The sequence below is a fragment of the Mesorhizobium sp. B2-3-12 genome (assembly GCF_006442205.1).
In the GTDB taxonomy this organism is placed as follows: domain Bacteria; phylum Pseudomonadota; class Alphaproteobacteria; order Rhizobiales; family Rhizobiaceae; genus Mesorhizobium.
The window spans coordinates 285,700-312,231 of record NZ_VFVR01000001.1 but is presented as its reverse complement, the minus strand read 5'-3'; the positions used below and the strand labels follow the sequence as shown (position 1 = coordinate 312,231).

Below are 26,532 nucleotides of genomic sequence, written 5' to 3'. Positions count from 1 at the left end.
AAAACTTTAAATATAAGGTTAACGGAACTGTGATTTGGGGGCCGTTTTCGCAACATTTTTCCGGGCCATTCATTAACCCGTTGTCCACTGGATTCGCCTAGCTTTTTGGCGGCCGAAAGAAAATGGAGTTCGAGTTCATGCGTGGCGAAAGCGGCATTGCCTTCTCAATGCCCGGGGGCGACGTATCGGGAACCAGGCAGTCCCGGCCGGTCGATTTGGCACACCTTGCCCGCCAGACGATGGGCGATCGCGCCCTCGAGCAAGAGGTGCTGGCGCTGTTTGTACAGCAGGCATTGTCGGTGCGCGACAAAATTGTCGACGCCGACATCAAGGACCGGCTTCTGCTGGCTCACGGTTTGAAGGGATCGGCCCGCGGTGTTGGCGCCTTTGCCATCGCCGATTGCGCCACAGACATCGAGCGCCGGCCGGAGGACGTCCAGACCCTCAAGCGGCTTGGCCGGCTGATCGACGAAGTGCGCGACTTCATCGCCGCCATCAATCGCTGAACCGGGTTTGCGACAAAAACGTCACCGAGCGCCGCTTTCGCGCGGCAGTTGACATGTTTGCCGGAGTGATTATCTCCGGCGAAACTCCCCTTCGTCGGGGCGAAATTCTTTTCGTCCCGGGTGAAACTCCCTTCAGGTGACAAATGACCAAGCTGACCTTCATCGCCCATGACGGCACACAGTTCGACGTGGACGCCGAAAACGGCTCGACGGTCATGGAAAACGCCATCCGCAACGCCGTACCGGGTATCGAGGCTGAATGCGGCGGCGCCTGCGCCTGCGCAACCTGCCATGTCTATGTCGACGAGGCATGGACGGCCGAAGTCGGCGAACCCGAGGCGATGGAAGAAGACATGCTGGACTTCGCCTACGACGTCCAGCCGAACTCGCGCCTGTCCTGCCAGATCAAGGTGCGCGACGCGCTCGACGGCCTGGTCGTGCGGGTGCCCGAACGTCAGGGCTGAAATCAGCTCGGTGATTTTTCCCGCTGACGCTTGGCAGCGGGGCAATGCTCATGCAGTCTCGCCTGGTCTTTCGCAGCGAGGCGCATCATGACCGGCATCATCACCACAGACGTCCTCGTTATCGGGGCAGGGCCGGTCGGCCTGTTCGCCGTATTCGAGCTCGGCCTGCTGGACCTGAAGTGCCACCTGATCGACATTCTCGACAAGCCCGGCGGCCAATGCGCGGAGCTCTATCCGGAAAAGCCGATCTACGACATTCCCGGCTGGCCCTGGATCTCGGCGCAAGGGCTCGTCGACAAGCTGCTCGAACAGGTTGCGCCGTTCAATCCCGACTTCACCTACAACCGCATGGTCTCCAGCCTCGAAAAGCTCGAGGACGGCGGCTTTCGCGTGACCACGGACGAGAACGAGGTGTTCGAGGCCAAGGTGGTGGTGATCGCCGCCGGCGGCGGCTCTTTCCAGCCGAAGCGCCCGCCAATTCCCGGCATCGAGGCCTATGAAGGCACGAGCGTGTTCTATTCCGTTCGGCGGATGGAGGATTTTCGCGACCATGACCTGGTTATCGTCGGCGGCGGCGACTCGGCGCTGGACTGGACGCTGAACCTGCAGCCGGTGGCGAAGAGCGTGACGCTCGTTCACCGGCGGCCCGAGTTTCGCGCGGCGCCCGACAGCGTCAACAAGATGTACGCCATGCAGGAGATGAAGCAGCTGGAATTTCGGGTCGGTCAGGTGACCGGGCTCACCGGGGCCGATGGCCGGCTGGCATCGGCCACCGTCAAGGGTGGCCCCGATGGCGACGTCGAGGTGCCTTGTACCCGCATGCTGCCGTTTTTCGGCCTGACCATGAAGCTCGGCCCGATCGCGGAATGGGGTCTCAACCTGCATGAGAACCTGATCCCGGTCGATACCGAGAAGTTCCAGACCTCGGTGCCAGGCATCTTCGCGGTGGGCGACATCAACTGGTATCCGGGCAAGCTGAAGCTGATCCTGTCGGGTTTCCACGAGGTGGCGCTGATGGCGCAGGCCGCCAAGCGCGTCATCAGCCCCGGCGAACGCATCGTGTTCCAGTATACGACTTCGTCCACCAGCCTGCAGAAGAAGCTCGGCGTCTCCGGCTAATCACTCCCCCAGGATAGGGGCCGTATCGTCGACATGGCCGCGAAGTTCTTTCTCGGGCATCAGCGTCAACGTGACGAGGCCCAGTCCAAGAGTGCCGGCCGCGACGAGGAAGATCATCACGAAGGGTTGGGCCGATACGGCATGTCCAGCCGTCTGAATACTTTCGCCCGCCAACGGCAGCCCAAAGCCCAGAGCGACGGCACCGAGCATCGCGACCCCCAATGCACTGCCCAGCGACCGCAGAAAGGTTAGCACCCCTGTCGCCACGCCAAGATGCATACGGTCGACGGCGTTCTGCACGGACACGGTGGTCACCGGAAATGTCGTCCCGGTTCCCAGGCCAATGCAGATGGTCAGCACTTCGACGACAAGCAGCGATGCATGGCCGGCGACAAAGGCCAGCAGGCCCATGCACAGGATGGCGAAGATGACGCCGACCATGGCGATGCGCTTGTAATGGGTGAAGCGCGGTATCAGCCGGCCGCTGGAAGCGGCGCCGCCCACGGTTCCAAGCAGAAGCCCAAGCATTGCTATGCCCGACTGGCTGGCCGTCAGGCCAAGTATCGATTGCAGATAGACCGGCAGATAGACGGCAAGGCCGACGCTGGAGGCCTGGAGCAGGAACATCGACAGGGTGCCGGCCAGGACGATCGGGTTGCCCAGTACCTCGAGCGAAATGAGCGGTTCGGCCGCCCGCATCAGCCGCAGGGCAAAGGCGCCCCAAAAAAGCGCGGAGCAGGCCAGGACGCCAATGACTTCCGGCGACATCCAGGGGTAGGCGCTGCCACCCCAGTTCAACGCCAGCAGCAACAGCGCCGTGGCCACGATGAGCAGCAGCGCGCCAAGACCATCTATGCTGTGGTTCTTGGCCGCGATCGGCAGCTTCTTGAGCGGCTTGTTGATGATCGCCATCGCAACAAAGCCCAGCGGAATATTGATCCAGAAGATGAGTGACCAGTGCAGATGTTCGGCGAAGGTGCCGCCCAACAGCGGCCCTGCGACGCTGGCGACTGCCCACGTGCCGGAAAACCACGCCGCGTAGCGCGCCCGCTCGCGCGGCGGCACAAGGTCTCCGACCACGGTCTGCGTCAGCGCGAAAAGGCCGCCGCCACCGGCCCCCTGGATCGCGCGCCCCAGGATAAGGATGAACATGTTGGGGGCCATTGCGCTGACCAGCGATCCGGCAAGAAAGATGAGAATTGCCGCATAGACGGTCGGTCGACGCCCATAGACGTCGGAAATCTTGCCGTAGAGCGGCGCCACGGCGGTCGCGGTCAAGAGGTAGCCGGTGACGATCCAGGGCAGGTAGTCGGCATGGCCGAGCGAGCGCCCGATTGTCGGCATCGCTGGCGCGACGATGGTCTGGTCGAGGGCTGCCAGCAGCATCGACAAGAGGACGCCGCCGATGATGGCGTTCTTTTCGCTTTCGCTCAGCGGCGTGGCTGCAACCGCCATGGTCTGCTTGTCGACAGCCTGGTCCATAATCGTTTGTCCGTGTGCTTGCGCGCCGTGCGGTTAGTCACCGGTTGGGCTTGTCTGGTGCTACCGCCGCGCGATCGGCCTTGGTGCTCGTGTCGAAGGTTGTGCCCTGCCAACCCGTGATATGTCGTCCGATATAGGCCGATTTGGACCGTCGTCCGAAATTTTTCGAATCTGGTCCTATGCTTCGGTCCGTTTGGCCTGCGCCGGTCCCGTTGCTCACGCCCGAGGTTCACGCCGGCGGCGGTAACTGACCGCTTTCGATGCGCTGCATACGGTAGCGCAGCAGCCGCAGGATGCGGCTTTCGAAATTGACGCCTTCGACGCGGTCGAACCGCACCTGGTCCTGATCATGCCTGGCAAGCTCTGCCGCCGTGATCTCGGCGGCCTTGGCCTTGGCGGCGTCGCAATCCTTCCGTGGATACGTTGCCTTCAGTGCGTCTTCCAGCGCGCGGGCGTGGTTCTTGGCGATCTCGACGTGACGGTCCTCGTGGCGCTTGATGTCGGCGGACAATGTATCCCAGAACAGCCGCACGTCGGCGTCGGCTCTGCGCGGGCGGCGCCATTCGGGAAGGATCACCTTGACCTTGACGGTCACGACCGCGTCGGCGATCCGGCAGGAGCCGGGCTGGCTGGCGTAGCTGATGCGTGTCGTGAAGGCCATCTGGGTGGCGCCAGGGTGGCGCGACCCCGTGCTTTTGACCTGCGGCCCATGTTTGGCGAGTTGTTTTTCGATGTCCTCCAGCGTTCTGCCGCCAATTGGGAAATAGCTGTAGGTCTTCACCAGATTGGCCGCATCCGCCGGAACGGCGGCGACGGTAAGCAGCAATGCGCAGAGCAGGGATCGTTTCATCATGTTGCCTCTTCGGTCACCTTGCTTTACGGCCTTTGCCGGCGCAACGGAACTGATCCGATGCGCATCACACATCGTTGATGACCCTATGGTAGATGAGCAATGACGGCGAGGCGATGGCGGCTGGCGCACGGGCGTCATCTCGAGCTTGGCGGCAAGGCCGTGGTCGTCGGCATCCTCAATGTCACGCCCGACAGTTTTTCCGACGGCGGCCTGTTTGATGCACCCCAGACGGCGCTGGCCCAGGCGCGCCGCATGATCGGCGAAGGCGCCGCGGTCGTCGATGTCGGAGGAGAATCGACCCGGCCGGGCGCCGCGGCGATCTCGGCCGGCGAGGAGCAGGCCCGTATTCTGCCGGTGATCGAAGCGCTGGCGCGGGCCGGCGACGTGCTGATTTCGGTCGACACCTATCGTGCGGACACCGCGCGGCTCGCCGTCAAGGCCGGTGCGCATATCGTCAACGATGTCTGGGGCGTGCAGCGCGAGCCGGACATCGCGCGGGTGGCGGCCGAGACCGGTGCCGGATTGATCATCATGCATACGGGCAGGGGGCGCCAAAAATTGTCCGACGTGATTTCGGACCAGGTCGTGTTCCTGGAAAAATCACTCGAAATCGCCCGACGTCATGGCGTCGCCGACGACCAAATCGTGCTCGACCCCGGATTCGGATTCGCCAAGGAGACGGCGGAGGAAAATCTCGATCTGATGGCGCGGTTTCGCGAACTTTCGGCGCTCGGCTTCCCGCTGATGGCGGGTACGTCGCGAAAACGCTTCATCGGCACGGTCACCGGCCGCGACCCGGGCGACAGAGGGGCGGGCACGGCGGCGACAAGCGTCATCCTGCGGCTCGAGGGCGCCGACCTGTTTCGCGTCCACGATGTCGCAATCAACGTGGACGCGCTGGCGGTGGCGGATGCTATGCTGGCGCGACAAACCGTCGGATCGGAACGCTGAGCCATGTATGTCATCCGCATGAAGAATTGCGCCTTCTTTGCCCGGCACGGCGTGCTGGATGAGGAAGAAGCGCTGGGACAGCGCTTCTATGTCGATGCCTCGCTCACCGTCGAGCCCGGGCGCGCGCTCGTTGACGACGCCATCGGGGAAACCGTCAATTACGGCGTTGCCTTCACCGTCATCGAGGAGATCATCACCGGACACAGGCGCTTCCTGATCGAGGCCTTGGCGCTTGAAGTCGCAAAGGCTCTGACCGGGCGCTTTCCCCAGATCAGGAAAGCCGAGATTACCGTTCGCAAGCCGAATGCGCCGGTGCCTGGCGTGCTCGATTACGTCGAGGTGACCGTTGTCTGGCCCGAGTAACACCGTCTATCTGAGCCTCGGCGGCAATCTCGGCGATCCGGCGACGTCGATGGGGGCCGCGTTGCGCCTGCTCGACGCCGATCCCGCTACCGAAGTGGCCACTGTTTCCTCGCTCTACCGGACGCCGCCCTGGGGCAAGCTCGACCAGCCGGATTTCCTCAACGCGGCCGCCGGACTGTCGACCCGGCTGGCGCCGCGGGCATTGCTCGACCTCTGCCTCGATGCCGAGCGGAAGCTCAAACGCGTGCGCGAAGAGCGGTGGGGGCCGCGCCTGATCGACATCGACATCCTGGTGTTCGGCGACCGCATCATCCATGAAACGGGCTTGGAAGTGCCGCACCCGCGCATGCTGGAGCGCGCCTTCGTGCTGGAGCCGCTGGCCGAGATCGCGCCGGATCTTGCCATCGCCGGCAGAAGCGTGGTCGATCGGCTGGGCTCGGTCGACGCGGCCGGCATCGAGCGACTGCCATCCGGCCGCGACTGGTGGCTGCGGTAGGGCCGAGCCGGTTACAGCATCCGCCCCAGCACATCATCCCTGCGGAAAAGATGATGCCAAAGGGCAGCCAGCACATGGAGCCCAAGGATCGCATACAGGCAATAGGCGCCAAACTCATGGATTTGGGCGGCGACCCTCTCCAGCGGCTTGTCGAGCGGCAGGACGTCAGGCCACTGGAACAGTCCGAACCATGGCAGATCGTGACCGCCTGCCGCGGAGGTGATGTAGCCGGCGAGCGGCATCAGGATCATCAGCGCGTAAAGCAGGACATGCGTGCAGCGAGCGGCATAGTGAATCAAGGTGCCAAGCGGTTGCCGGTTTGCGGGTTCACCGAAAGAAAGCCTGAGCGGCAGGCGGATCGCGATCAAGACAAGCGCTGTCATGCCGAGCGACTTGTGCACGTCGAGCAATGCACGGCGCAGCGCCGTGCCCTGCTCGAGATACGAGCAGTAAAGGCCGATGACGAGCGCTGAAATGATGATGACGGCCATCAGCCAGTGCAGGATGCGTTGAGACAGCCGGTAGCGTGGGGTTGGCGTATCCGAGGTGGCCCCGGCAACAGTGGACATGCGATTCTCCGGTCGCCCTGGCGGCGATCAGCCTGGCGATCGACCGGAATATGGTTGATTTGAGGGCTCGTCCGTTCACCTCTTCGCGAGGTGACTGGCCCTCGATTGCAGTCCGCTGCAATGGCGACGCACGCTGCAGCGGAAAGCGTCAGCCCGCGAAACCACCTTCGTCCAGGAATGCCTTTTCCTCCGCCGTCGTTTCGCGTCCGAGCATCCTGTTGCGGTGCGGAAAGCGGCCGAAGCGCTGGATGATGTCGCGGTGCTCCAGCGCGTATTTCAGATTGAACTCGGCCCTGGCGGTGTGAAGTTCGACCGACCGCTCCTGGTCGGCAAGGTTTTCCGAATGTTCGAACGGCAAATAGAGGAACACGCGGACCGCCGGTTCCAGCAGCACATCGTGGCCGGCGAGGACTGCTTTTTCAGCGAAATGCTTTGCCAGCGGGTCGGTCGCACACATGTGTCCGGTACCGCGAAAGCAGTTGCGCGGAAACTGGTCGAGCAGGATCATCAGCGCCAGTGAGCCCTCTGCATGATCCGACCAGGCGTCGCACTCACGCCGCGCGGCGGCGTAGTGCAGGTCGAGGAAGCGGTTGCGGAAATCGGCATCGAAAGCGTCGTTCTTCTCGAACCATGCGTCCTCGCCGGCATCGCGCCAGAATTTGGTGACCGACAGGGCCCTGCCGTCCAGTTCCATGCATGGTCTCCTGTTCAATCGGTGGTTTCGGATTTATGAAGGACGCCGGCCGTTTCCTCGTTGAGCGCCTGGCCGGGACGGCGCGGCGTCGACAGCGGGGTCGGGATCGGCGTACCGATATTACCCCTCAGGAAGCGTTGGCCGGCGCGGATGCCCTCGGCGAGCTGGGTTTCGAACCGGTCGGTGTCGCGGCGCCTGACATCCTCGATCGTCTCGGCGACGTCTTCAGGATCGACGCCGAGCGATTCCAGGGCCGAGCCGCCGAAAACCAAAGCCGATTCGAAAGTTTCGCGCAGTTGATAGTCGACGCCGGCGCGAATGAGCTGCAGGGCCGTGCCGCGATCGAAGGCACGCGCCAACACCGTAAGCAAGGGAAACTCGGCCTTGACGAGCTCGGCGATGCGAACGGCGACATCGGCCTTGTCGACGCAGATCAGCACGGCCCGCGCCCGGCCGGCGCCGGCGGCATGAAGGATGTCCAGCCTTGTGCCGTCGCCATAATAGACCTTGAAGCCGAAATCGGCCGCCGCCTGGATCATCTCGACATCGTTGTCGATGATCGAGACGTCGATGCCGCGCAAGAGCAGCGGCTGGCTGGCGATCTGGCCGAAACGGCCGAAGCCGATGATCAGCACGCTGCCGGTCAGCCCTTCGGCGACATCGACGCCGTCCAGCGACTGCTCGTCGCGCGGCGTGACATAGCGCAAGGCAATGATCGCCAGTGGGGTGAGCACCATGGAGATGATGACGATCGCCGTCAGCGTCGCGTTCGCCTGGCCGTCGATGATGCCGACGGCCGCGGCCGCCGAATAAAGCACGAAGGCGAACTCACCGCCTTGCGCCATGAAGACCGCGCGCTCCAGCGCCTCGCGGTGGCCTGATTTCAGGACGCGGGCGACGATGTAGATGCCGATGGCCTTCATCACCATATAGGCGACGACATAGACGGCGATCATCTTCCAGTTCGCGGCCACGACATGCAGGTCGAGCGACATGCCGACGGCGAGGAAGAACAGACCGAGCAGGATGCCGCGAAACGGCTCGATGTCGGCTTCGAGCTGATGGCGGAAGGTCGATTCCGAGAGCAGCACGCCGGCCAAGAACGCACCCATCGCCATCGAGAGACCGCTGAGCTGCATGGCGAGCGCCGAGCCGAGCACGACGAGCAGAGCCGCGGCCGTCATCACCTCGCGCGCACGGGCATCCGCCAGGATGCGGAAGAAGGGGTTGAGCAGGTAGCGTCCCGCCACCACCAGTCCGACGATCGCGGCGAGGCCGATACCGACCTCGGTCAGCCGCTCCGACAGGCTCGTGTCGGCACCGCCGGGCGCCAGGAAGGCGATCAGGGCCAGCAGCGGCACGATGGCCAGGTCCTCCAGCAGCAGGATGGAGACGATGCGCTGGCCCTTGGGCGAGGCCATTTCGCCGCGCTCCTCCAGAAGCTGCATGACGATGGCGGTCGAGGTCAGCACGAAACCGGCGCCGGCGACGAAGGATTGCGCGATCGGAAAGCCTCCGGCCATGCCGACAACGGTCAGGAGCACCGCGCAGACCCCGACTTGAAGCGCGCCCAGCCCGAAGATCTCGCGGCGCAGGCCCCAGAGCCGCGACGGCTGCATTTCCAGGCCGATGATGAACAGGAACATGACGACGCCAAGCTCGGCGACATGCAGGATGGCTCCCGATTCGGAAAAGACGCCGATGCCGAACGGGCCGATCACAACGCCGGCGGCGAGATAGCCGAGAATCGAGCCGAGGCCCATGCGCTTGAAGATCGGCACGGCCACCACGCCCGCCGCCAGCAGCGCCACCACCTGAATGAGATCGCTCCCCGATGCCTCTGCCGCCATGCGCTGTCCCTTCTCGTTCAGCACTCCTTGCATGCAGTGGGAGCGGGAGGCAAGGGCGGGAGGCCTGCCAGGAAGGGTAGGGTGCCGTTGGCGCGACTCCCTGGTTGGAACAACGGTCCGCGCTTGTCTGCCGGACGTTCGGCATCTATATCAGCTATATGCTTGACCGTTCGTCCCAGCCGTCTTCGCCGTCCCATATCCCGATGGATGCACTCAGTGAAGTCCTGCAAGACTTTCGCTTGAGTGGTGTCAACTATGGCCGCTGCGAGCTCCGACACCCCTGGAGCATAGAATTTCCGCAACAACCGCTGCTTCGGTTTCATTTTGTCGGCCAGGGTCCATGCTGGATTCATACCGAAGCGCAGGGATGGCAGGAGTTGCGCGACGGCGATCTGGTGCTGCTGCCGCAAGGCATCGGCCATCGGCTGGCGAGTGCGCCCGATGTCGTCGGCTCCTCCCTCGAGGGTTGCCAGGTGACCAAGTTGGGGGGCAACGTCTGCGAAGTGATAAGGCAGGGAACGGGCGCGACAAGCACGCTCTTCTGCGGCTCGATGAGCTTGGGCTCCTGTGCGCTTAATCCATTGATCACGTTGATGCCGCCTATCATCAAGGGTTGCGATGTGGCCGGCAACGACCCGGTCGTCGGTCCTTTGCTGACGGCTATGACGGTGGAGGCCGCGCAACCGCAGATGGGCAGCGCCACGATTCTGTCGCGTATGGCGGACTTGCTGACAGCCCGGCTCATCCGCTGTTGGGTCAATTGCAACGGCGCCTCGACCACCGGTTGGCTCGCGGCCATCCGCGACCCCCATATCGGCCGCGCTCTGGCAGCCATGCATCGAGACCCGGGCCACAACTGGACGCTGGGAAGCCTCGCCGGCGTGGCAGGCCAGTCGCGATCGATTTTCGCCGAGCGTTTCAGCGCTGTATTGGGTGAGGGTGCCGCACGCTATCTCGCCCGCCTGCGCATGCAGCTTGCCCGTGAGTTGTTAGGGCAAAACGGTTTGTCGGTCGCCGAAGTCGCTACCCGTTTGGGCTATGATTCCGAGGCATCCTTCGCTCGCGCGTTCAAACGCATCACCAATGTCTCGCCGGGCATTGTGCGCCGCACCATTCCCGGACGAATAGATATGAATTTCGGATTTTGAGACACATATCATCCGACGGGACTGGTCTATGAAGATCTCCAAACTTTGGAGATCCTTCCCGTGACTGACACAACATTACAGCTTGAAGACGCCGCGATCGGCCTTGATGCCGATGCTCCAGCCGCATGGAGCGCAGCCACCTGGTTCGCGGTCCTTTCACTGGCGGCCACCAGCTTTGCCCTGGTGTCCGCCGAATTCCTGCCGGCAGGTCTGTTGACGCCGATGGCACGCGATCTCGGCATCAGCGAGGGAACGGCCGGTCAGGTCGTCACCGCCACCGCTTCCGTCGGCGCCGTGACGGCCATGTTGAGCAATGTTCTCATCGGCCGATTGAATCGCAAGACGGTGCTGGTCGGTCTCATGGCCTTGGCGATCGCTTCCAATATCCTTGCGGCGCTGGCGCCCAATTTCTGGCTGTTGTTGTTGGGCCGGGCCGGACTGGGGATCGCTCTCAGCGCTTTCTGGGCACTTTCGGTTGCCGTGGTTGCGAGACTGGTTGGCGCCAATGCGACAGGCCGGGGCATGGCTATCGTCACCCTCGGCGTCTCGCTCGCCACCATTGCCGCGCCGTCGATGGGGGCGTTGATCAGCGACTGGCTGGGATGGCGCAGCGCCATGGCCATGACTGCGGGCCTGGCCGTGTTGGCCATGCTGGCGCAATTGCTCAGCCTGCCGACCTTGCCCGCGACAGCTAGCAACAGCCTCGCGGACGTATTTCGGCTGACACGGCGGCGCGGCATTCAAATCGGCATGCTGGCTATTGTCCTGCTGATGACGGGGCATTTTGCCGGCTCTGTCTATGTGCGCCCCTTCCTCGAACACGTGACGCTGCTTGCGACAGGTCCTATTGCCTTGGCCCTGCTCGGGTTTGGCATCGCCGCCGTGATCGGCAACGTTGCCGGCGGCCGCATGGCCGACGCCAATATTCACATGGCTCTCGTGGTCACCGCCGCCTTGATGGCGGTTGCGGCGCTGGCATTGGTGCTTTGGGGCGTGCACATCGGCGTTGCCTTCGGGTTCGTCACGCTTTGGGGCTTCGCCTTCGGCATGGGGCCGGTGGTGCTGCCAACCAATCTGTCGCGTGCGGCACCTGACGCGCTGGAAGCAGCGGGCAGCCTGATGGTCGTCTCTTTCCAGGTGGCGATCACGATCGGCGCGGTTGTCGGTGGCTATGTCGTGGACACCTATGGCGCCACGGCGCCCTTGACCCTTACAGCCGTCCTTGCCGCATCGACAGCCGTGCTTGCGTTGCTGCAGCCTCGCGGCTGAACTTTGCCCCCAGCCGACATAGGCGGCCCGAAATCCGGGCCGCCGCATTGTTGCAGGCGCATTACACAAGTTTACGCCATGCGCGCGTTGCGTCCTGCCACAATCGAAGGCTAAGGACGCTCGGCTTCGGCCATTGGAGGGTGGGCGACGATCAAGTCGCGCCCTTTTGAGGAGATGACTGACATGAAGAAGTTTTTGCTCGTTGCCGTCGGGCTGGCGGTGCTTGCCGGTTCGGCCTGTTCAAAGGCGCCGGAATGCACGACCGAGATTGCGACCAAGAAGGCGCAGGACATGGCCGCAGCGCTGCAGGAAGCGATCACCAAGGACCCGTCCAAGGCGGCTGACCTGACGGCCAAGGTCCAGGCGGTGACGACCAAGTATAAGGGTTCCACGACTTTGGCCGACGCCTGCAAGGCGTATGACGAGGTGACCGCAGCGATCAAGGGCTGACGCCCGGTTCGTCCGTTTCGAAAAGGAGGCGGTGGCGATGGGCCGTCGCCTCTTTCGTTTTAGGGGGTCGGGTAGGGCGCGATACGCGCTCAGTTCGGCGCGATGGAGCCGACTTCGACGGCGTCGACCCGCTTCAGGCTCATGCCGATGACCGGCACCAGCTGGTCCTGCACGCGCACGGCGACCGTCACCGTCATCGAATTATCATCGGGAATGCGGGCCTGCATGACGCCGCGCAACTGGTTGCGGTTGATGGTGAAGACCACCTTGCGGGCGTCGACGACATTGCCGCCGATGATATCCAGGCCCGCCCCGGCCGAGCCGCCCATGAAAGAGCCCTTGTAGTCGCGGCCCTTGCGCTCGATCCTGGCCGACATCGGCTGGGTGAACACGCCGACCCGGCAGCCGCCGTCAAGCGTCATGCCCATCTTGCCGTCGGGCGTGGAGCCGGTGAAGCTGCAGTTGAATTTCGTGCCCTTGTACTTGCCGGCGACGATTTCTCCGGGGCCGACCCACTTGCCTTCGGCTGACTGGAAAAACTGCTTGTCCGGCTCTCCGGCGCTGGCCCCCGAGCTAAGACCGGCGACTGCAGTGATCGCCGCGGCCAAGGGCAGGATGCTGGACAGAATTACGCTTTTCATCGACGACACCCGGCAACAACGAGGCTGTTTGAGACCGGTTTGACCATGAAGAAGATTGGTTAATGCTTCGTCACCTCGGGGCCTCGAAAGCGCAATCCGGCAATGCCGCGAAAGAGATGCGCGTCATTTGCCTGGCTCGTCCGTTTCGGCGCCTTTCCTTGTCGCGAACGATGTCAGCGCGGCGAGGAAATCGCCCAGTCCCGGGCGCCTGGCGGCGCTGAAGGGCAGGGGGCGCGCCGTCTCCATGGCCGCGATGCCGATGCGCGCCGTCATCATGCCGTTGACGACGCCCTCGCCGAGCTTGGCCGAGAGGCGAGCCGCCAGGCCGTGACCGACGATCTGCTGGACAAAACTGTCGCCGACGGCGATCGAGCCGGTGACCGCCAGATGCGCCAGCACGCTGCGTGCCAAGCGGAAGAAACCCAGCGTTCCGGGCCGTCCGCCATAAAGTTCCGACAGGCGGCGGATGAGGCGCCCCGCCTCGAAGACGACATAGGCGACATCGACGAGCGCGCGCGGGCTGACCGCCGTCACCAGCGAGACGCGCTTGGCGGCCTCGAGGATCATGACCTTGGCCCTGGCATCGAGGGGGCCGAGAATCTCGGCTTCCGCCAGGCGCACCAGATTGGCGCCGTCGATGATCTCGCCACGCAGTTCAGCCAGCGCGCGCCGGCCGGCCGCGGTCTCCGGTTTGGCCGCGACAAAGGTCGACAGCTCATCGACCACCGCGCGTGCCGCCTTCGGATCGTCGCGAGCGATGGCGTCGAGGGCGCGCTTCTGCAGCATTTCGACCTCCGCAAGGCGGGCAATGGCCAGGAATTCGCGAATCAGGATCACCAGAAGCGCCAGCAGGGCAATCGCCGCCATGCCGGCGGCGAGCCAGCCCAGCCATTGCGCGCGGGCAAAGAGATCGCGTATCAACTGGTCGGTCCACAGGCCGACAGCCAGCGAAACCAGCACGCCGAACGCGCCGAAGAAGATGCTGCCGAGAACAGAGCGTTTTCTGGGGGCGACCGACGGCGGCGGCTCGGCGGCAACAATGTCGGGTTCGTCGAAGACGTCGACCTCCGCCGGGATGACCAGCGCCACATCGGCCTTCATCGGGCGGGGCTTGCGCGCCGGTTCGGCCTGGCGTGGTTGGGGCGCGTCTTGTTTCAGCGCCGCTTCCGGCTCGATACGGAATGCCGCCGGTTTGCGGGGCGCGGTCATGCCAGATGATCTCCGATCAGGAACTGCAAGGCGCGGTCCAGCCTGATATGCGGCAGCGACAGCGTGACGCCTTCGGCCGTGCGTTCGAGTTTCGGCGGACGAAACCGGACGAAGCGGATTGCCGGGTCGGTGGAGTCCTGCCTGTGATCCGGTCCCGAAAGGTCGAACACAGCATCAATGTTTTCCGGTAAGTCTCCAGGAAATATGGCTGTTTCCGTCGTTCCGTCGAAGGTCTCGCCATTGATTTTCTCGCCGGCGATCGGCGTGCCGATGATGACAGGCAATGTCTCCCGGCCTTGTTTGACCGTGCCTTCGCGGGTGGCGCGCACCGCCGCCATGGCGACCACGTCGACATCGGCGCCGGTGAAATTCGCCCGCGCCACCGCCCGGTCGGCCAGGCGTCGCACGATCGCCTGCAACCGGTCATGGCTTTCGTGATGCAGATGATCGGCCTTGGTCGCGGCAACCAGGATGCGGTCGATACGCCGGGAGAAAAGGTCGGTGAGGAAGCTGCCCCGGCCGGGACGGAAACAACCGAGGATCTCGGTGACGGCGCGTTCCAGGTCGGCCATGGCGCCGGGTCCGGCGTTCAGCGCCTGCATGGCGTCGATGAGCACGATCTGGCGGTCCAGCCGCGTGATATGCTCGCGGAAGAACGGTTTGACGACATGCGTCTTGTAGGCCTCGTAGCGCCGTTCCATCATGGCGTGCAACGAACCGTTGCGCGCCCGCCCGTCGCCGAGGCCGGCCAGCGGCGCGAAGGTCAGCGCGGGCGAGCCTTCGAGGTCGCCGGGCATCAGGAAGCGGCCGGGCGGCAAGGTCGAAAGCGCCCGCTCGTCGAGCTTGCAGGCCTTGAGATAGGCGGCGAAGCTTTCAGCCAGCCGGCGTGCCGTCATTTCGTCGGCGTCGGCATTCGGATCGATTTCCGCCGAGATCGCCCGCCAGGCCCGCGACAGGTCCTCGCGCACCGGCAGCGTGGCCATTTCCAGGGCCTCGCGCGAAAAATCGGCGAAGGATTTGCCGAGCAGCGGCAGGTCGAGCAGCCATTCGCCGGGATAATCGACGATGTCGACCGACAGTTTGCCCGACGAGAACATGCGGTTCCAGCCGGAGGCCGATTCATATTCGATCGTCAGCCGCAGTTCTGAAATGGCGCGGGTCGAGTCCGGCCAGACGCGATCGTTGACCAAAGCGGCGATGTGGTCCTCGTACTGAAAACGCGGCACGGCGTCGTCAGGCTGCTGTTCGAGGAAGGCACGCGCGATACGCCCGGATTTCTGCGCCTCGAACAGCGGCAGGCGTCCGCCGTGGATCAGATTGTGGACGAAAGCCGAGATGAAGACGGTCTTACCGGCACGGGAAAGACCCGTGACCCCCAAACGCAGCGATGGAGAAAAAAGCCCGGTGGCGCGTCCCGACAACGTGTCGAGGGCAATTCTTGCCTCGTCGGTGAAGGTGGTCAGCGATGATGCCAAAATATGATCTCTCGGACTTGCATCCGCCCGATATAGGCGCTGGAACCCGGCTTTGAAATGGCGCTGGGGACCGGCATCACAGATCGGCCGGTGTCAGGAACGCTTCTAGATAGCCCGCGCCCCGGGTCGCTTTCGCCAGATCGCCGGGGAAACGGACAACCGCCAGGCCCGAGGTCGGAAAGCCATGATTGAGCATTGTCCGTTCCGTCTCGCCACCATCGCCCGAAACCGCCATGGCGAGATCTTCCGTCATCGGGTTGTGGCCTATGACAAGCAAGGAACCGGGTCCGCCATGCTCCTGGATGAGGCGGAGATAGCCGGCCGCGTCCTCGCTGTAGAGCGAGTCGAAAAACAGCACCTTGCCTGTATCGGTCTGGCCGGCCAGTCCCTCAAGCGTTTCCCGGGCGCGTCTGGCATTGGAGCACAGCGTCAGGTCCGGCACATAGGAGCGGGATCGCATCGCACTCCCCAGCTTTTCGGCGTCGGCGTGGCCGGATGCATCGAGTGGACGATCGAAATCACGCATGCCCGGCAAGGCCCATCCGGCCTTGGCGTGTCGCAACAGATACAGCTTGCTCACCCGACCTCCAATGATGCCCGAAAGCTGAAGTCCTGCCGCGATTAGCCACGAGAAAGCCGCGGGCACAATGGCGCGCGTGTGTCAGTGCGGCGAATCACCTGCAGGGGGAACGGCGTGGATCGTCGTACTTTCGCCATCAAAACAGATTTATCCGGCTCCGGAGAAGGCCGGAGACACACTTTAACAATTGCGTGAGTCGGTGGCTGATTGCGCTTGTGCAGGCGTCTGGTGGCGAATATATAGGCGCCAAATTTGGGGCTGTTTGGGTGAGTCGAATGAACGACATCGTTACCGCCGATTACGTACCCTCCGAAGACGAGCCGTTCATGAACGAACGGCAGAAATCCTACTTCCGCCTGAAGCTCGTCACCTGGAAAAATGACATCTTGCGCGAAGCGCGCGAAACCCTCGAAATCCTGCAGCAGGAAAACGCCAACCATCCCGATCTCGCCGACCGCGCCTCTTCGGAAACCGACCGCGCCATCGAGCTCAGGGCCCGCGACCGTCAGCGGAAACTCATCTCGAAGATCGATTCGGCGCTGCAGCGCATCGATGAAGGCACTTACGGCTATTGCGAAGAGACGGGTGAGCCGATCGCGTTGAAGCGGCTCGACGCGCGCCCGATCGCCACCTTGTCGATCGAAGCGCAGGAGCGGCATGAGCGTCGTGAAAAAGTCTATCGCGATGACTGACGGGGCGCCTTCGCATTGATTCCCAAATGGCCGGTTCTCCGGCCATTTTTGTTTGCTGCTCGCCGCGCACTGCAACAGGCCAAGGCACGCTTGAACGTCGACCGGTTCAATTCACTGGCAGCCGGCCCAAATCATCTCTTCTGGCTTGAAAGTTCGCCCAACAGCCTGGTCATTTCGTCATCGAGCGACGGCGGCGCCTTGGCTGCCGGTTTGCCGACCGGGCCGCCTGAGCGGGGCTGGTCGAGCGAAACCTCGAGTTCCTTCATCAGCGTGTCGTCGATGCTGTCTTGCCTCGGCGGCGGCGGTGGCGTGTGCTTGACCACGTTGGCGTTGGCGGAGCCATAGGCAGGTAGCGGCGTGACATTGGTCGACTGATAGGCTTGCACAGGCGGTTTCGGTGCGGGCGCCGGGGCCGGTGGCGGCGCTGCCGGACGCGGGCGGGCAGGCGCTGCCATGGGCGCCGCCTGCGGAGGCGGTGCTTGTCTGGGGGGCACGGGCGCGGGCTGCGGCGGCCGCGGTTTCGCGGCCGGCGCCGCTGTGGCGGCGACAGGCTGCGGGCCGCCATCTCCGGTCAACGCCGGACGGCGCGGCGCGGCGAGGCGGATGTCGCGTTCGACAACGACGTCGGTCGGGCCGCCGATCAGAAGCAGATGTTCGATGTCGTCGCGTCGCACCAGCACCAGCCGGCGATGGCTGTCGACGGCGGTGGCGTCCATGACGGCGAGCCGCGTCTTGCGGTTGCGGCCACCGGCGACAAACGTGCCGAAGGTCAGGTTGCGCACGAGCCTGATGATGACGAGAACGATGACCAGCAGGATCAGCGCCGCGAAGGTCCACAGGAGTGCCGCCGCATAACCGGGGCCCGCCACGCTATCCAGCCACTGCATTGGTTTCCCCTGATCGTTTTGGAAAGTGACGCGACACTAGACCGTTGCGACTGGCTACCGCAAGTTGCCTTTCACGCATCGTGAACAGCTTGAAACACTGGGAAGGTCGGTCAACATGATTTTTATCCGACATTTGCGGCCCGGGCCTTTTCCGGACTAGGAGAATGTGATTCAACCGGCTAAAGCGCGTCGCGCTGAAACGGATTCATGCGACGCGCTTCAGGTTCTTGTTTTTCATGCATGTTGTTTTCCCAAAACCGCAGTCACTTTTGGGCGATATGCATTAGGGGCGGGTGTCGGAACCTCGGATTTCACGAGCAGGGGGCATATGGCCAAGGAAGCGCGCGGCGATTTCTATCCGGTACCGATCGTCGACCAGAATACGCGACCGGGCGCGGTCACCCGCCTCATCATCTTCATCGTCGTCCTGACGGGCGCGGCAATCGCCTTCGGCCTTTTCCGCGAGCGCCTCGGCGATCCCTTCCTGCTCGGCATGCTCGGCGTGCTGGCGATGATCGGTGTCGGCTTCCTGTTCGCGACCGCGATCGGCTTCGTGCAGATAACGCCGCGCTCGACGGGCGACGAACTGTCCAAGGCTTTCGTCGATTCGATGGGCCAAGGCCTGCTGGTGACCGACACCAAGGGCCGCGTTGTCTACGCCAACCGCGCCTATGCCGATATGACGGGGGCCTCTTCGGCCGCCGACCTGAAGACGGTCGAAGGGTTGCTCTCGGATGTCCCCGAAGCCTCAGTGACCATTTACCGGCTGGCATCCGGCTTGCGTGACGGGCAGCCGGGCGACGGCGAGTTCCGGCTCGCGCAATCGATCCGGCCCGGCGCCGAACCGGGTGCCCGCTGGTACCGGGCGCGCGCCCGCGCGTTCAGCGTTCCGGGCCAGCGCTTGCCGATGCTGGCCTGGCAGCTGGCCGACATTTCGCAGGAACGGGCCGAGCAGGAACGATTCTTCCTCGATCTGCAGAAAGCCATCGATCACCTCGACCACGCACCGGCCGGTTTCTTCTCGGCCGACCAAGATGGCCGCGTCACCTACATCAACGCCACGCTGGCCGGGTGGCTGGGCATCGATCTTGCCAGCTTCACGCCGGGCGCCGTCACCTTGCCCGATATCGTTGCCGGCGACGGAATGGCGCTGGTGCGATCGGTCAAGGCGGACCCCGGCACGACGCGCAATGCGGTCGTCGATCTCGACCTGACGACGATGACCGGCGAGGCACTGCCGGTGCGCTTCATGCATCGCGTTTCGGCGAGCCGGGAGGGCGTCAGCGGGCCAACCCGCACCATCGTGCTCAACCGCACGCAAGGCGAGGATTCCTCGGCCGATCTGCGCGCTTCGGAAGTGCGCTTCACCCGTTTCTTCAATTCGACACCGATGGCGATCGCCGGTGTCGATGCCAGCGGGCGCATCCTGCGCACCAACGCGCCTTTCCTGTCGCTGTTTTCCTCGGTCGTCGACCGCGATGCCGTCGATCGCCGCGTGCGGCTCGACACGGTGATCCACGACCGCGACCGGCCTGCCTTTGCCGCCGCGTTCGAGAAAGCCCGGCAGCGGCAGGCCGACATCGATCCGATCGACACCGTGCTGCCCGGCAACGAAGAGCGGCACATCCGCTTCTACGTCAACGCCGTCGCCGACGGCACCGGCGGCGAAGGGGCCGAGGAATCGGCCATCGTCTACGCCGTCGAGACGACCGAACAAAAGGCGCTCGAAGGGCAGATGGCGCAAAGCCAGAAGATGCAGGCCGTCGGCCAGCTCGCCGGTGGCATCGCGCACGACTTCAACAATGTGCTCACCGCCATCATCATGGCGTCCGATCTGCTGTTGACCAACCACCGGCCGTCGGATCCGTCCTTCCCCGACATCATGAACATCAAGCAGAACGCCAATCGCGCTGCCTCCCTGGTCAGGCAGTTGCTGGCCTTCTCGCGCAAGCAGACGCTGCGGCCGGAGGTGCTCAACCTCACCGACGTGCTCGCCGATCTCAGGATGCTGCTTGCCCGGCTGGTCGGCAACGACATCAAGCTCAAGATCGACCATGGCCGCGACCTGTGGCCGGTCAAGGTCGATATCGGCCAGTTCGAGCAAGTGGTGGTCAACCTGGCGGTCAATGCGCGCGACGCGATGCCGGCCGGCGGCGATCTCACCGTGCGCACCCGCAACGTGACCACCGAGGAGTGCAAGACCTTCCCCTACCGCGAACTCACGGCGGCCGATTATGTCGTGGTCGAGGTTGAGGATACCGGCTCGGGCATAGCGCCCGACGTGCTGAAGAAGATCTTCGAGCCGTTCTTCACCACCAAGGAGGTCGGCAAGGGCACGGGCCTTGGCCTGTCCATGGTCTACGGCATCATCAAGCAGACCGGCGGCTTCATTTTCTGTGATTCCGAAGTCGGCAAGGGATCTACCTTCCGCATTTTCCTGCCGCGCCACATCGCGGAAGCGAAAAAGGCGGCCGAGCCCGGCGAGGCGCCGGCCGCGGCGCCGGCCAAGCCGGCCGACAACACCAAGGACCTCTCCGGATCGGCGACGGTGCTGCTGGTCGAGGACGAGGATGCCGTGCGCATGGGCGGCATGCGGGCACTAACCTCGCGCGGCTACACCGTGCATGAGGCGTCCTCCGGCGTCGAGGCGCTGGAAGTGTTCGAGGCGTTGGGCGGCAAGGTCGACATCGTCGTTTCCGACGTGGTGATGCCGGAAATGGATGGGCCGACGCTGCTTGGCGAGTTGCGCAAACGCCAGCCGGACATCAAGTTCGTCTTCGTCTCCGGCTATGCCGAGGATGCATTCGCCAGGAACCTGCCGGCGGACGCGCAATTCGGCTTCCTGCCAAAGCCGTTCTCGCTCAAGCAACTCGCCACGATCGTCAAGGATGTGCTTGAATCCTAGGTATTTCCAGCACCGCGCCCCTTGCACAACGCCGTAACAACGCCATGATTATTGACAATACGGCAGGCGGGCTTGGGGAGCAGCTGTTGACGCCACACATAGAGGCAGCCAAGGGCGACTACGCCGACACGATTTTGTTGCCGGGCGATCCGCAGCGCGCGGAATGGATGGCGCGGACATTTCTGGACGGGCCACGCTGCGTCAATCGTCGACGCGGCACTCTCGGCTTTACCGGCGCGTTTCGCGGCAGGCCTGTCAGCATCCAGGCGACGGGTATCGGCGTTTCATCATTCCTGATCTACGCGCATGAATTGCTTGATTATTATGGCGCCCGAACACTGATCCGAACTGGGACCTGCGGTGGCCTGAGCGCCGAGACAAGGCTGCGCAGCCTTGTGATCTCGCAATCAGCACGGCCTGAAAATACCGAGAACGGCCGGGTCTTTGGCCTTTACGAAGCTGACGCCGGCCCGGATCCGGCGCTGCTCGCTTGCGCATTGGCCAAGGCAGCCGAACTCGGCATCGACCACCACGCCGGCCTGACAGCCTGCACCGACATATTCTACCACCCTGACGCGCGTGCCCGGTATGCCGACGCAAGGACGCTCGGAGCGCTGGCCGTAGACATGGAAACCAGCGCGCTCTATCGCATCTCGGCGCATTTCGGCGCGAGGGCATTGTCGCTGCTGACCGTCGTCGACAATCTGGTGACCGGCGAACAGACCGACTATTCCGAACGCCAGGAGCTTTTCACCGATATGAGCCGTCTGGCATTCGAAATCGCCGCGCAAGGGCGCTAGGCCGCCTCCCGCTTCAGCACCTCCTCCATGGATGGCCTGTGGCCACGCAGATAGAGTGCGCAGGTGGTGCGCAGCATCGACGCGAAGTTCGGAATCTCGCCGTTGATCTCGATCGCTTCGTCGTAGAGTTTCGAGATGAATTTCGGCGTCGTCAGGTTCTGGCTTTCGGCGATTTCGTCAAGCAAGGCCCAGAACGTCGCCTCGAGCTGGATGCTGGTCGAATGTCCGTCGATGCGGATCGACCGGTTGATTTGGCGATAGCCTTCCGGATCCTGTGCGGCAAAGACTCTGCACATCGTTACCTCCCATTTTTGTTGGTCTTGGGCGCCGACGGGGCGGTCGGTGCCTTTTGAACACTGCCTGCGATTTCATCTTCGACCGGACGGTCGAGAACGGCAATCAGACTTTCGTCCTTACGAGCCGACATAGCCGTTTTTGCTATCTCATGCGTGGTAATTGGCTGCCACCACCTTTCTTCACCAGCGCGCATAATCACCTTCGAAGCACGAAGCTGCGGAGTTCGATTTGGCGAAGGCAATCCACACCATGATCCGGGTTCTCGACGAAGCCCGGTCCATCGATTTCTACACCAGGGCATTCGGCCTGGAGGTCGCCCAACGGCTGGATTTCGAAACGTTCACGCTGGTCTACCTCGGCAATGCCGATGCACCTTTCGAGGTGGAATTGACCGTCAACAAGGGGCGTGCGGAGCCCTATGCGCTGGGCGATGGCTACGGCCATCTGGCGGTCTCGGTCGCCGATCTCGACAGCGAGCACGACCGGCTCGGTGCGCTCGGCCTCGACCCGAAGAAGATCGTCGAGTTCAACCGCGACGGTTCGCTGATCGCCCGCTTCTTCTTCATCGAGGATCCCGACGGCTACAAGATCGAGGTCCTGCAGCGCGGAGGGCGCTTCCAATAGGGAACAACCGGCCGCGCGAACCGGCGCGGCGCCAGCAACGGCACTCTTTTCGAGTGCGAACAGCAAGCAGGGAGGAAAATATGGTCACGATCTACGAGAGGAAGCCCGGGCTTTCACGGCGCGAGCTTCTCAAACGCGGCGGCGCGGGTGCGTTGCTTGTCATTTCGGGCAGCGCGATCATCAGCCCGCAGCACGCCTGGGGGCTGGAAACCTCGTCTCTGAAGCCCGAGACGATGGCGACGCTTATCCAGGTGGCGCGCGACATCTATCCGCACGACCAGGTGCCGGACAAATATTACGCCATCGCTGTCAAGGGTCATGACGAGACAGCCGCCAAGGATCCCGCCCACAAGGAACTGATCGAGAAGGGCATTGCCGATCTCGACAAGAAGGCCGGCGTGGGCGGCTATCGCGGGCTCGGCTGGGAAGAGCAGCGTGTGGCGCTGCTCACCGAGATAGAGAAGACGCCCTTCTTCCAGGCGGTGCGCGGCGGCCTGGTCGTCAGCCTCTACAACCAGAAAGAGGTGTGGCCGATCTTCGGTTACGAGGGCGAGTCCTACTCCAAGGGCGGCTACATCGCGCGCGGCTTCAGCGACATCGAGTGGCTCTGAGCTGCTTGGTCGAACCGCATCCAATTGATTTCATGGGAGGAAACCATGGCAGCAGCATTTGATCTGAAAAACGACGGCGTGGTCGTCATCATCGGCTCCGGCGCCGGCGGCGGTACGCTCGGCAACGAACTGGCGCAGAAGGGCATCGACGTCGTCATCCTCGAGGCCGGCGCCCGCCACGAATATGAGGACTTCATCAACGACGAGTGGGATTCCTTCGCCCAACTCGCCTGGACGGACAAGCGCACCACATCCGGCGACTGGCGCGTGGCCAAGGATTTTCCCAATCTGCCGGCCTGGATCGTCAAGTCGGTTGGCGGCTCGACCACGCACTGGGCGGGCGCATCGCTGCGCTTCCAGGAGCATGAGTTCAAGACGTTGTCGACCTACGGCAAGCTGGAAGGCGCCAATCTTCTGGATTGGCCGATCACGCTTGCCGAAATGGAGCCCTATTACGCCAAGGCGGAGGCCAAGATGGGCGTCACCGGCACCAATGACTGGCCGAGGCTGCCGGGCAACAACAATTTCAAGGTGCTGAAGGCCGGCGCCGACAAGCTCGGCTACAAGGAATGCCATACCGGCAACATGGCCATCAACTCGGTGGAACGCGACGACCGCAATTCCTGCCAGCAGACCGGCTTCTGCTTCCAGGGGTGCAAATGGGGCGCCAAATGGTCGACGCTCTATACCGAAATCCCGAAGGGCGAGGCGACAGGCCATCTCGAAGTGCGGCCGAACGCCATGGCGATCAAGATCAACCACGACGCCAGCGGAAAGGTCACCGGCGTCGTTTATGCCGACAAGGACGGCAAGCTGCAGGAGCAGAAGGCCCGCATCGTGGCGGTCGCCGGCAATTCGATCGAGAGCCCGCGGCTGCTGCTCAATTCGCAATCGGCAAAATTTCCGCACGGGCTTGCCAATTCGTCGGGGCAGGTGGGCAAGAACTACATGCGCCACACGACGGGATCGGTCTATGCGATCTTCGACAAGCCGGTGCACATGTATCGCGGCACCACCATGGCCGGCATCATCCGCGACGAGGCGCGCCATGATCCATCGCGCGGCTTCGTCGGTGGCTACGAGTTCGAGACGCTGTCGCTTGGCCTGCCGTTCATGGCTGCCTTCCTGGACCCCGGCGGCTGGGGGCGTTCCTTCACCACGGCGCTCGACCATTACGACCACATGGCCGGCCTGTGGATCGTCGGCGAGGACATGCCGCGCGAAGAGAACCGCATCACACTGCATGCTGACGGGAAGGACGAGCACGGCATGCCGATCGCCGACGTGCATTTCGACGACCATCCCAACGACACGGCGATGCGCAATCACGCCTACAAGCAGGCCTCGGCGCTCTACGACGCGGTCGGCGCCACGCGCACCTTCCCGACCCCGCCCTATCCCTCGACCCACAATCTCGGCACCAACCGGATGAGCGAGAAGGCGTCCGACGGCGTCGTCAACAAGCATGGCCAGGCGCACGACATCAAGAACCTGTTCGTGTCGGACGGCAGCCAGTTCACGACCGGTGCGGCTGAAAACCCGACATTGACCATCGTGTCGCTGGCGATCCGCCAGGCCGAATACATCGCCGCGCAGATGTCGGCCAAGACCATTTGACCTCCCGACTGCCTGCTGGCGCGGGACCCGAGAGGGTTCCGCGCCTTTTTTGTGAGTCTACGGCTTCATGCGCCGACCGGCTGGCCATCCTTGCGGCGGATGGCGACGACCGACGGCCGAGGCGGTTGGCCATCCCTGAAATCGGGCCATAGCGACTGCGCCTTGTCGAGCGTTTCGGCATCCTCGGACGGGTGCTGAACCGAGAGAAACAGCGTCGTGCCATCCGGCGTGAAGCACGGTCCGGTTGCTTCGGCGCCGTGCGGGCAGGTGAAGAGCAGTTTCGGCAGGCCACGCGCGGCACCTTCCGTGTCGACGCCATAGACGCCGTCCGGCAGGCCAAAGTCATTGGCGCCGTCGGTCGCTACCCAGAGGCGGCCGGCCGGGTCGAAAGTGATGTTGTCAGGGCAGACGAACCAGCCATTGTCCGAGGTGTCGGGATGGAAGGTGGCGCCGACCTTGGCATCGCCGGGGTTGCCGCACAGCACGAACAGGTCCCAGGCGTATTTGTCCGCGGTGTGGTCGGCATCGGCGCCGCGGCCGCCCGGAGGGATCAGTTCGACGATGTGGCCCCAGAGGTTTTCCGGCCGCGTGTTGGCCGGATTGACCTTGGATTCGTCGCGCTTCTTGTTCTTGGTCATGACGGCGTAGACGCGGCCGGTGACCGGGTTGGCCTCGATGTCCTCCGGCCGGTCCATCGGGGTCGCGCCGAGCGCGTCGGCCGCAAGGCGTGTCTTCAGCAGCACCTCGGCCTGGTCGGCAAAGCCGTTTTCGGCGGTGAGCTTGCCCTGGCCATGAACCAGCGGCAGCCAGGTCATCGAACCATCGGCGTCATAGCGGGCGACCGAGAGCACGCCGTCGTCCAGCAGATCCTTGGCCGAAGCCGGGTTCGCCTTGTCGTAAACCCCGGCCGAGACGAAGCGGTACATGTATTCGAAATAGTCGTCGTCGCCCATATAGACGACGATCCGGCCGTCCTTGTTGACGACGACGGTCGAGGCCTCGTGCGACATGCGGCCGAGCGCCGTGCGCTTTACCGGCTTGGACTGGGGATCATAGGGGTCGATCTCGACCACCCAGTCGAAGCGGTTCGGCTCGTTCGGCTCCTTGTCGATGTTGAAGCGGTCATGGAAGCGGCCACGGCCGTAAATGTCGGAACCGTCAAAGCCATAGCGGCCGAGGATGTCCGAGGTCGGCGCTTTTTTCGGGTCACCGCCAAACAGGTCGGAAACGCCTTCCTCACAGGTCAGCACGGTGCCCCACGGGGTGAAGCCGCCGCTGCAATTGTAACTCGTGCCGAGCACCTTTGTGCCGGTGGCATCAGTGGACGTCTTGAGCAGCGCATGGCCGGCCACCGGACCGGAGACGGTCATTTCGGTGTTGGCGGTGATGCGGCGGTTGAGCGGGCTGTCCTCGACGGTTTGCCACTTGCCGTCCTTGAGCATGACTTCGACGATCGAGTGGCCCATCGCCGCGAGGCCGAGATCGACCTGTTCCTTGCTCATCATTTTGCCGGCGCCGTCTTCGGTCATGCCGGGAAACATCACGTTCGGCGAAATGTACTCGTTGTTGACGCAGAGCAGGCCGTGGTCGGAATTCACCGAGCCTTTGGGCAGCGGCATGAAAGCGATGTAGTCGCAATTATAGCCGAAACGCTTCTCCTGCTCGTCGGCCGCGATCGCATTGCCGTCGAAATCCGGCAGGCCGGCGGCGAGCGGATCGCCCCAGCGCGCAACGATGGTTGTTTCATAGCCATCGGCGGCGGCGTGGGTCTTGTCGTAGACGCGCTTGAGTTCGGGGAAGCCGAGTGTGGAAAGAGCGGCGGCCGCATGTGTTTCGCCGGCAAATAGCGAGCCGACAAAGCTACCGCCGGCGATCAATGCGCCGGATGCAAGGCTGCCTTTCAGGAGCGCGCGGCGCGAAACGCGCTCGGCGATGACGTCGCGAATGACAGGGGAGGATGAAGACGGGGAATTGGCCATG

At 63.6% G+C, this 26,532-nt stretch carries 27 protein-coding genes; 15 read left to right on the top strand and 12 right to left on the bottom strand.

Going from position 1 to position 26,532, the window contains the following annotated elements; genetic code table 11:
* Positions 1-137 precede the first annotated feature (137 nt).
* The 3 genes from FJ948_RS01670 (at position 138) to FJ948_RS01660 (ending at position 2,089) form a co-directional block, all read left to right on the top strand.
* Positions 138-506 carry an Hpt domain-containing protein gene (locus FJ948_RS01670; protein WP_140701476.1) on the top strand — a complete coding sequence of 123 codons (369 nt, stop codon included), beginning with the start codon at positions 138-140 and terminating at the stop codon, positions 504-506.
* Positions 507-649: 143 nt separating this feature from the next.
* Positions 650-970: a 2Fe-2S iron-sulfur cluster-binding protein gene (locus FJ948_RS01665; RefSeq protein ID WP_010909663.1), complete on the top strand. Its 321-nt coding sequence runs from the start codon at positions 650-652 to the stop codon at positions 968-970.
* Positions 971-1,057: 87 nt separating this feature from the next.
* Positions 1,058-2,089 (top strand): NAD(P)/FAD-dependent oxidoreductase, encoded by a 1,032-nt coding sequence (locus tag FJ948_RS01660; protein WP_140701475.1) that lies wholly within the window; start codon positions 1,058-1,060, stop codon positions 2,087-2,089.
* On the opposite strand, the gene FJ948_RS01655 is transcribed toward FJ948_RS01660, so the two are convergent.
* Positions 2,090-3,571, bottom strand: a complete 1,482-nt coding sequence (locus FJ948_RS01655; protein ID WP_140701474.1) for an MDR family MFS transporter — start codon at positions 3,569-3,571, stop codon at positions 2,090-2,092.
* 229 nt (positions 3,572-3,800) lie between these two features.
* Positions 3,801-4,424 carry a DUF922 domain-containing protein gene (locus FJ948_RS01650; protein WP_181173532.1) on the bottom strand — a complete coding sequence of 208 codons (624 nt, stop codon included), beginning with the start codon at positions 4,422-4,424 and terminating at the stop codon, positions 3,801-3,803.
* A 99-nt stretch (positions 4,425-4,523) separates the two neighbouring features.
* Between FJ948_RS01650 and folP the strand changes: the two genes are divergently transcribed.
* The 3 genes from folP to folK are packed head-to-tail and all read left to right on the top strand — an operon-like array spanning position 4,524 to position 6,234.
* Entirely contained in the window at positions 4,524-5,375 is an 852-nt protein-coding gene (folP, locus tag FJ948_RS01645) for a dihydropteroate synthase (protein WP_140701473.1), read from the top strand.
* A 3-nt stretch (positions 5,376-5,378) separates the two neighbouring features.
* Positions 5,379-5,738 (top strand): dihydroneopterin aldolase, encoded by a 360-nt coding sequence (gene folB / locus FJ948_RS01640; protein WP_140701472.1) that lies wholly within the window; start codon positions 5,379-5,381, stop codon positions 5,736-5,738.
* Positions 5,722-6,234, top strand: a complete 513-nt coding sequence (folK, locus tag FJ948_RS01635; protein WP_140701471.1) for a 2-amino-4-hydroxy-6-hydroxymethyldihydropteridine diphosphokinase — start codon at positions 5,722-5,724, stop codon at positions 6,232-6,234. Before folB ends, folK begins: the two co-directional genes overlap by 17 nt.
* An 11-nt stretch (positions 6,235-6,245) precedes the next feature.
* Here folK and FJ948_RS01630 read toward each other — a convergent pair whose 3' ends face one another.
* From FJ948_RS01630 to FJ948_RS01620, 3 genes are all read right to left on the bottom strand, one after another.
* The gene (locus tag FJ948_RS01630; RefSeq protein WP_140701470.1) at positions 6,246-6,803 is read right to left on the bottom strand and encodes a cytochrome b; all 558 of its coding nucleotides are present in this window, start codon (positions 6,801-6,803) and stop codon (positions 6,246-6,248) included.
* Positions 6,804-6,951: 148 nt separating this feature from the next.
* Entirely contained in the window at positions 6,952-7,497 is a 546-nt protein-coding gene (locus tag FJ948_RS01625) for a DUF924 family protein (protein WP_140701469.1), read from the bottom strand.
* Positions 7,498-7,511: 14 nt separating this feature from the next.
* On the bottom strand, positions 7,512-9,347 hold the full coding sequence (locus FJ948_RS01620; protein WP_140701468.1) for a monovalent cation:proton antiporter-2 (CPA2) family protein: 1,836 nt from the start codon (positions 9,345-9,347) through the stop codon (positions 7,512-7,514).
* A 158-nt stretch (positions 9,348-9,505) separates the two neighbouring features.
* Here FJ948_RS01620 and FJ948_RS01615 point away from each other — a divergent pair, with 158 nt between their 5' ends.
* The 3 genes from FJ948_RS01615 (at position 9,506) to FJ948_RS01605 (ending at position 12,214) form a co-directional block, all read left to right on the top strand.
* The gene (locus FJ948_RS01615) at positions 9,506-10,495 is read left to right on the top strand and encodes an AraC family transcriptional regulator (protein WP_140702184.1); all 990 of its coding nucleotides are present in this window, start codon (positions 9,506-9,508) and stop codon (positions 10,493-10,495) included.
* Positions 10,496-10,555: 60 nt separating this feature from the next.
* Positions 10,556-11,764 (top strand): MFS transporter, encoded by a 1,209-nt coding sequence (locus FJ948_RS01610; RefSeq protein ID WP_140701467.1) that lies wholly within the window; start codon positions 10,556-10,558, stop codon positions 11,762-11,764.
* A 183-nt stretch (positions 11,765-11,947) separates the two neighbouring features.
* Entirely contained in the window at positions 11,948-12,214 is a 267-nt protein-coding gene (locus tag FJ948_RS01605; protein ID WP_140701466.1) for a hypothetical protein, read from the top strand.
* An 89-nt stretch (positions 12,215-12,303) separates the two neighbouring features.
* Here FJ948_RS01605 and FJ948_RS01600 read toward each other — a convergent pair whose 3' ends face one another.
* From FJ948_RS01600 to FJ948_RS01585, 4 genes are all read right to left on the bottom strand, one after another.
* On the bottom strand, positions 12,304-12,855 hold the full coding sequence (locus tag FJ948_RS01600) for a hypothetical protein (RefSeq protein WP_140701465.1): 552 nt from the start codon (positions 12,853-12,855) through the stop codon (positions 12,304-12,306).
* 123 nt (positions 12,856-12,978) lie between these two features.
* Entirely contained in the window at positions 12,979-14,064 is a 1,086-nt protein-coding gene (locus tag FJ948_RS01595; protein WP_140701464.1) for a TIGR01620 family protein, read from the bottom strand.
* The gene (locus FJ948_RS01590; protein WP_140701463.1) at positions 14,061-15,539 is read right to left on the bottom strand and encodes a YcjX family protein; all 1,479 of its coding nucleotides are present in this window, start codon (positions 15,537-15,539) and stop codon (positions 14,061-14,063) included. Before FJ948_RS01590 ends, FJ948_RS01595 begins: the two co-directional genes overlap by 4 nt.
* Positions 15,540-15,615: 76 nt before the next feature.
* Positions 15,616-16,119, bottom strand: coding sequence for a histidine phosphatase family protein (locus FJ948_RS01585; RefSeq protein ID WP_140701462.1), 504 nt, complete (start codon positions 16,117-16,119; stop codon positions 15,616-15,618).
* 275 nt (positions 16,120-16,394) lie between these two features.
* Between FJ948_RS01585 and dksA the strand changes: the two genes are divergently transcribed.
* Positions 16,395-16,811: an RNA polymerase-binding protein DksA gene (gene dksA, locus FJ948_RS01580; RefSeq protein WP_006202025.1), complete on the top strand. Its 417-nt coding sequence runs from the start codon at positions 16,395-16,397 to the stop codon at positions 16,809-16,811.
* A 131-nt stretch (positions 16,812-16,942) separates the two neighbouring features.
* On the opposite strand, the gene FJ948_RS01575 is transcribed toward dksA, so the two are convergent.
* Positions 16,943-17,698 carry a flagellar biosynthetic protein FliO gene (locus FJ948_RS01575; protein ID WP_140701461.1) on the bottom strand — a complete coding sequence of 252 codons (756 nt, stop codon included), beginning with the start codon at positions 17,696-17,698 and terminating at the stop codon, positions 16,943-16,945.
* Positions 17,699-18,026: 328 nt separating this feature from the next.
* Between FJ948_RS01575 and FJ948_RS01570 the strand changes: the two genes are divergently transcribed.
* The gene (locus FJ948_RS01570) at positions 18,027-20,603 is read left to right on the top strand and encodes an ATP-binding protein (protein WP_140701460.1); all 2,577 of its coding nucleotides are present in this window, start codon (positions 18,027-18,029) and stop codon (positions 20,601-20,603) included.
* A gap of 86 nt (positions 20,604-20,689) precedes the next feature.
* Positions 20,690-21,403 carry a DeoD-type purine-nucleoside phosphorylase gene (locus FJ948_RS01565; RefSeq protein WP_140701459.1) on the top strand — a complete coding sequence of 238 codons (714 nt, stop codon included), beginning with the start codon at positions 20,690-20,692 and terminating at the stop codon, positions 21,401-21,403.
* Here FJ948_RS01565 and FJ948_RS01560 read toward each other — a convergent pair.
* Positions 21,400-21,699 (bottom strand): ribbon-helix-helix domain-containing protein, encoded by a 300-nt coding sequence (locus FJ948_RS01560; RefSeq protein WP_140701458.1) that lies wholly within the window; start codon positions 21,697-21,699, stop codon positions 21,400-21,402. The genes FJ948_RS01565 and FJ948_RS01560 overlap by 4 nt on opposite strands.
* 229 nt (positions 21,700-21,928) lie before the next feature.
* On the opposite strand from FJ948_RS01560, the gene FJ948_RS01555 reads away from it, so the two are divergent.
* The 3 genes from FJ948_RS01555 (at position 21,929) to FJ948_RS01545 (ending at position 24,552) form a co-directional block, all read left to right on the top strand.
* Positions 21,929-22,324 (top strand): VOC family protein, encoded by a 396-nt coding sequence (locus FJ948_RS01555; protein WP_140701457.1) that lies wholly within the window; start codon positions 21,929-21,931, stop codon positions 22,322-22,324.
* Between the two features lie 80 nt (positions 22,325-22,404).
* A complete protein-coding gene (locus FJ948_RS01550) occupies positions 22,405-22,935 on the top strand; it encodes a gluconate 2-dehydrogenase subunit 3 family protein (RefSeq protein WP_140701456.1) in 531 nt (176 codons plus the stop codon).
* Between the two features lie 45 nt (positions 22,936-22,980).
* Positions 22,981-24,552, top strand: a complete 1,572-nt coding sequence (locus FJ948_RS01545; RefSeq protein ID WP_140701455.1) for a GMC family oxidoreductase — start codon at positions 22,981-22,983, stop codon at positions 24,550-24,552.
* A gap of 65 nt (positions 24,553-24,617) precedes the next feature.
* Here the strand turns inward: FJ948_RS01545 and FJ948_RS01540 are convergent, their stop codons facing one another.
* Positions 24,618-26,531 (bottom strand): PhoX family phosphatase, encoded by a 1,914-nt coding sequence (locus tag FJ948_RS01540; RefSeq protein ID WP_140701454.1) that lies wholly within the window; start codon positions 26,529-26,531, stop codon positions 24,618-24,620.
* Between the last annotated feature and the right edge of the window lies 1 nt (position 26,532).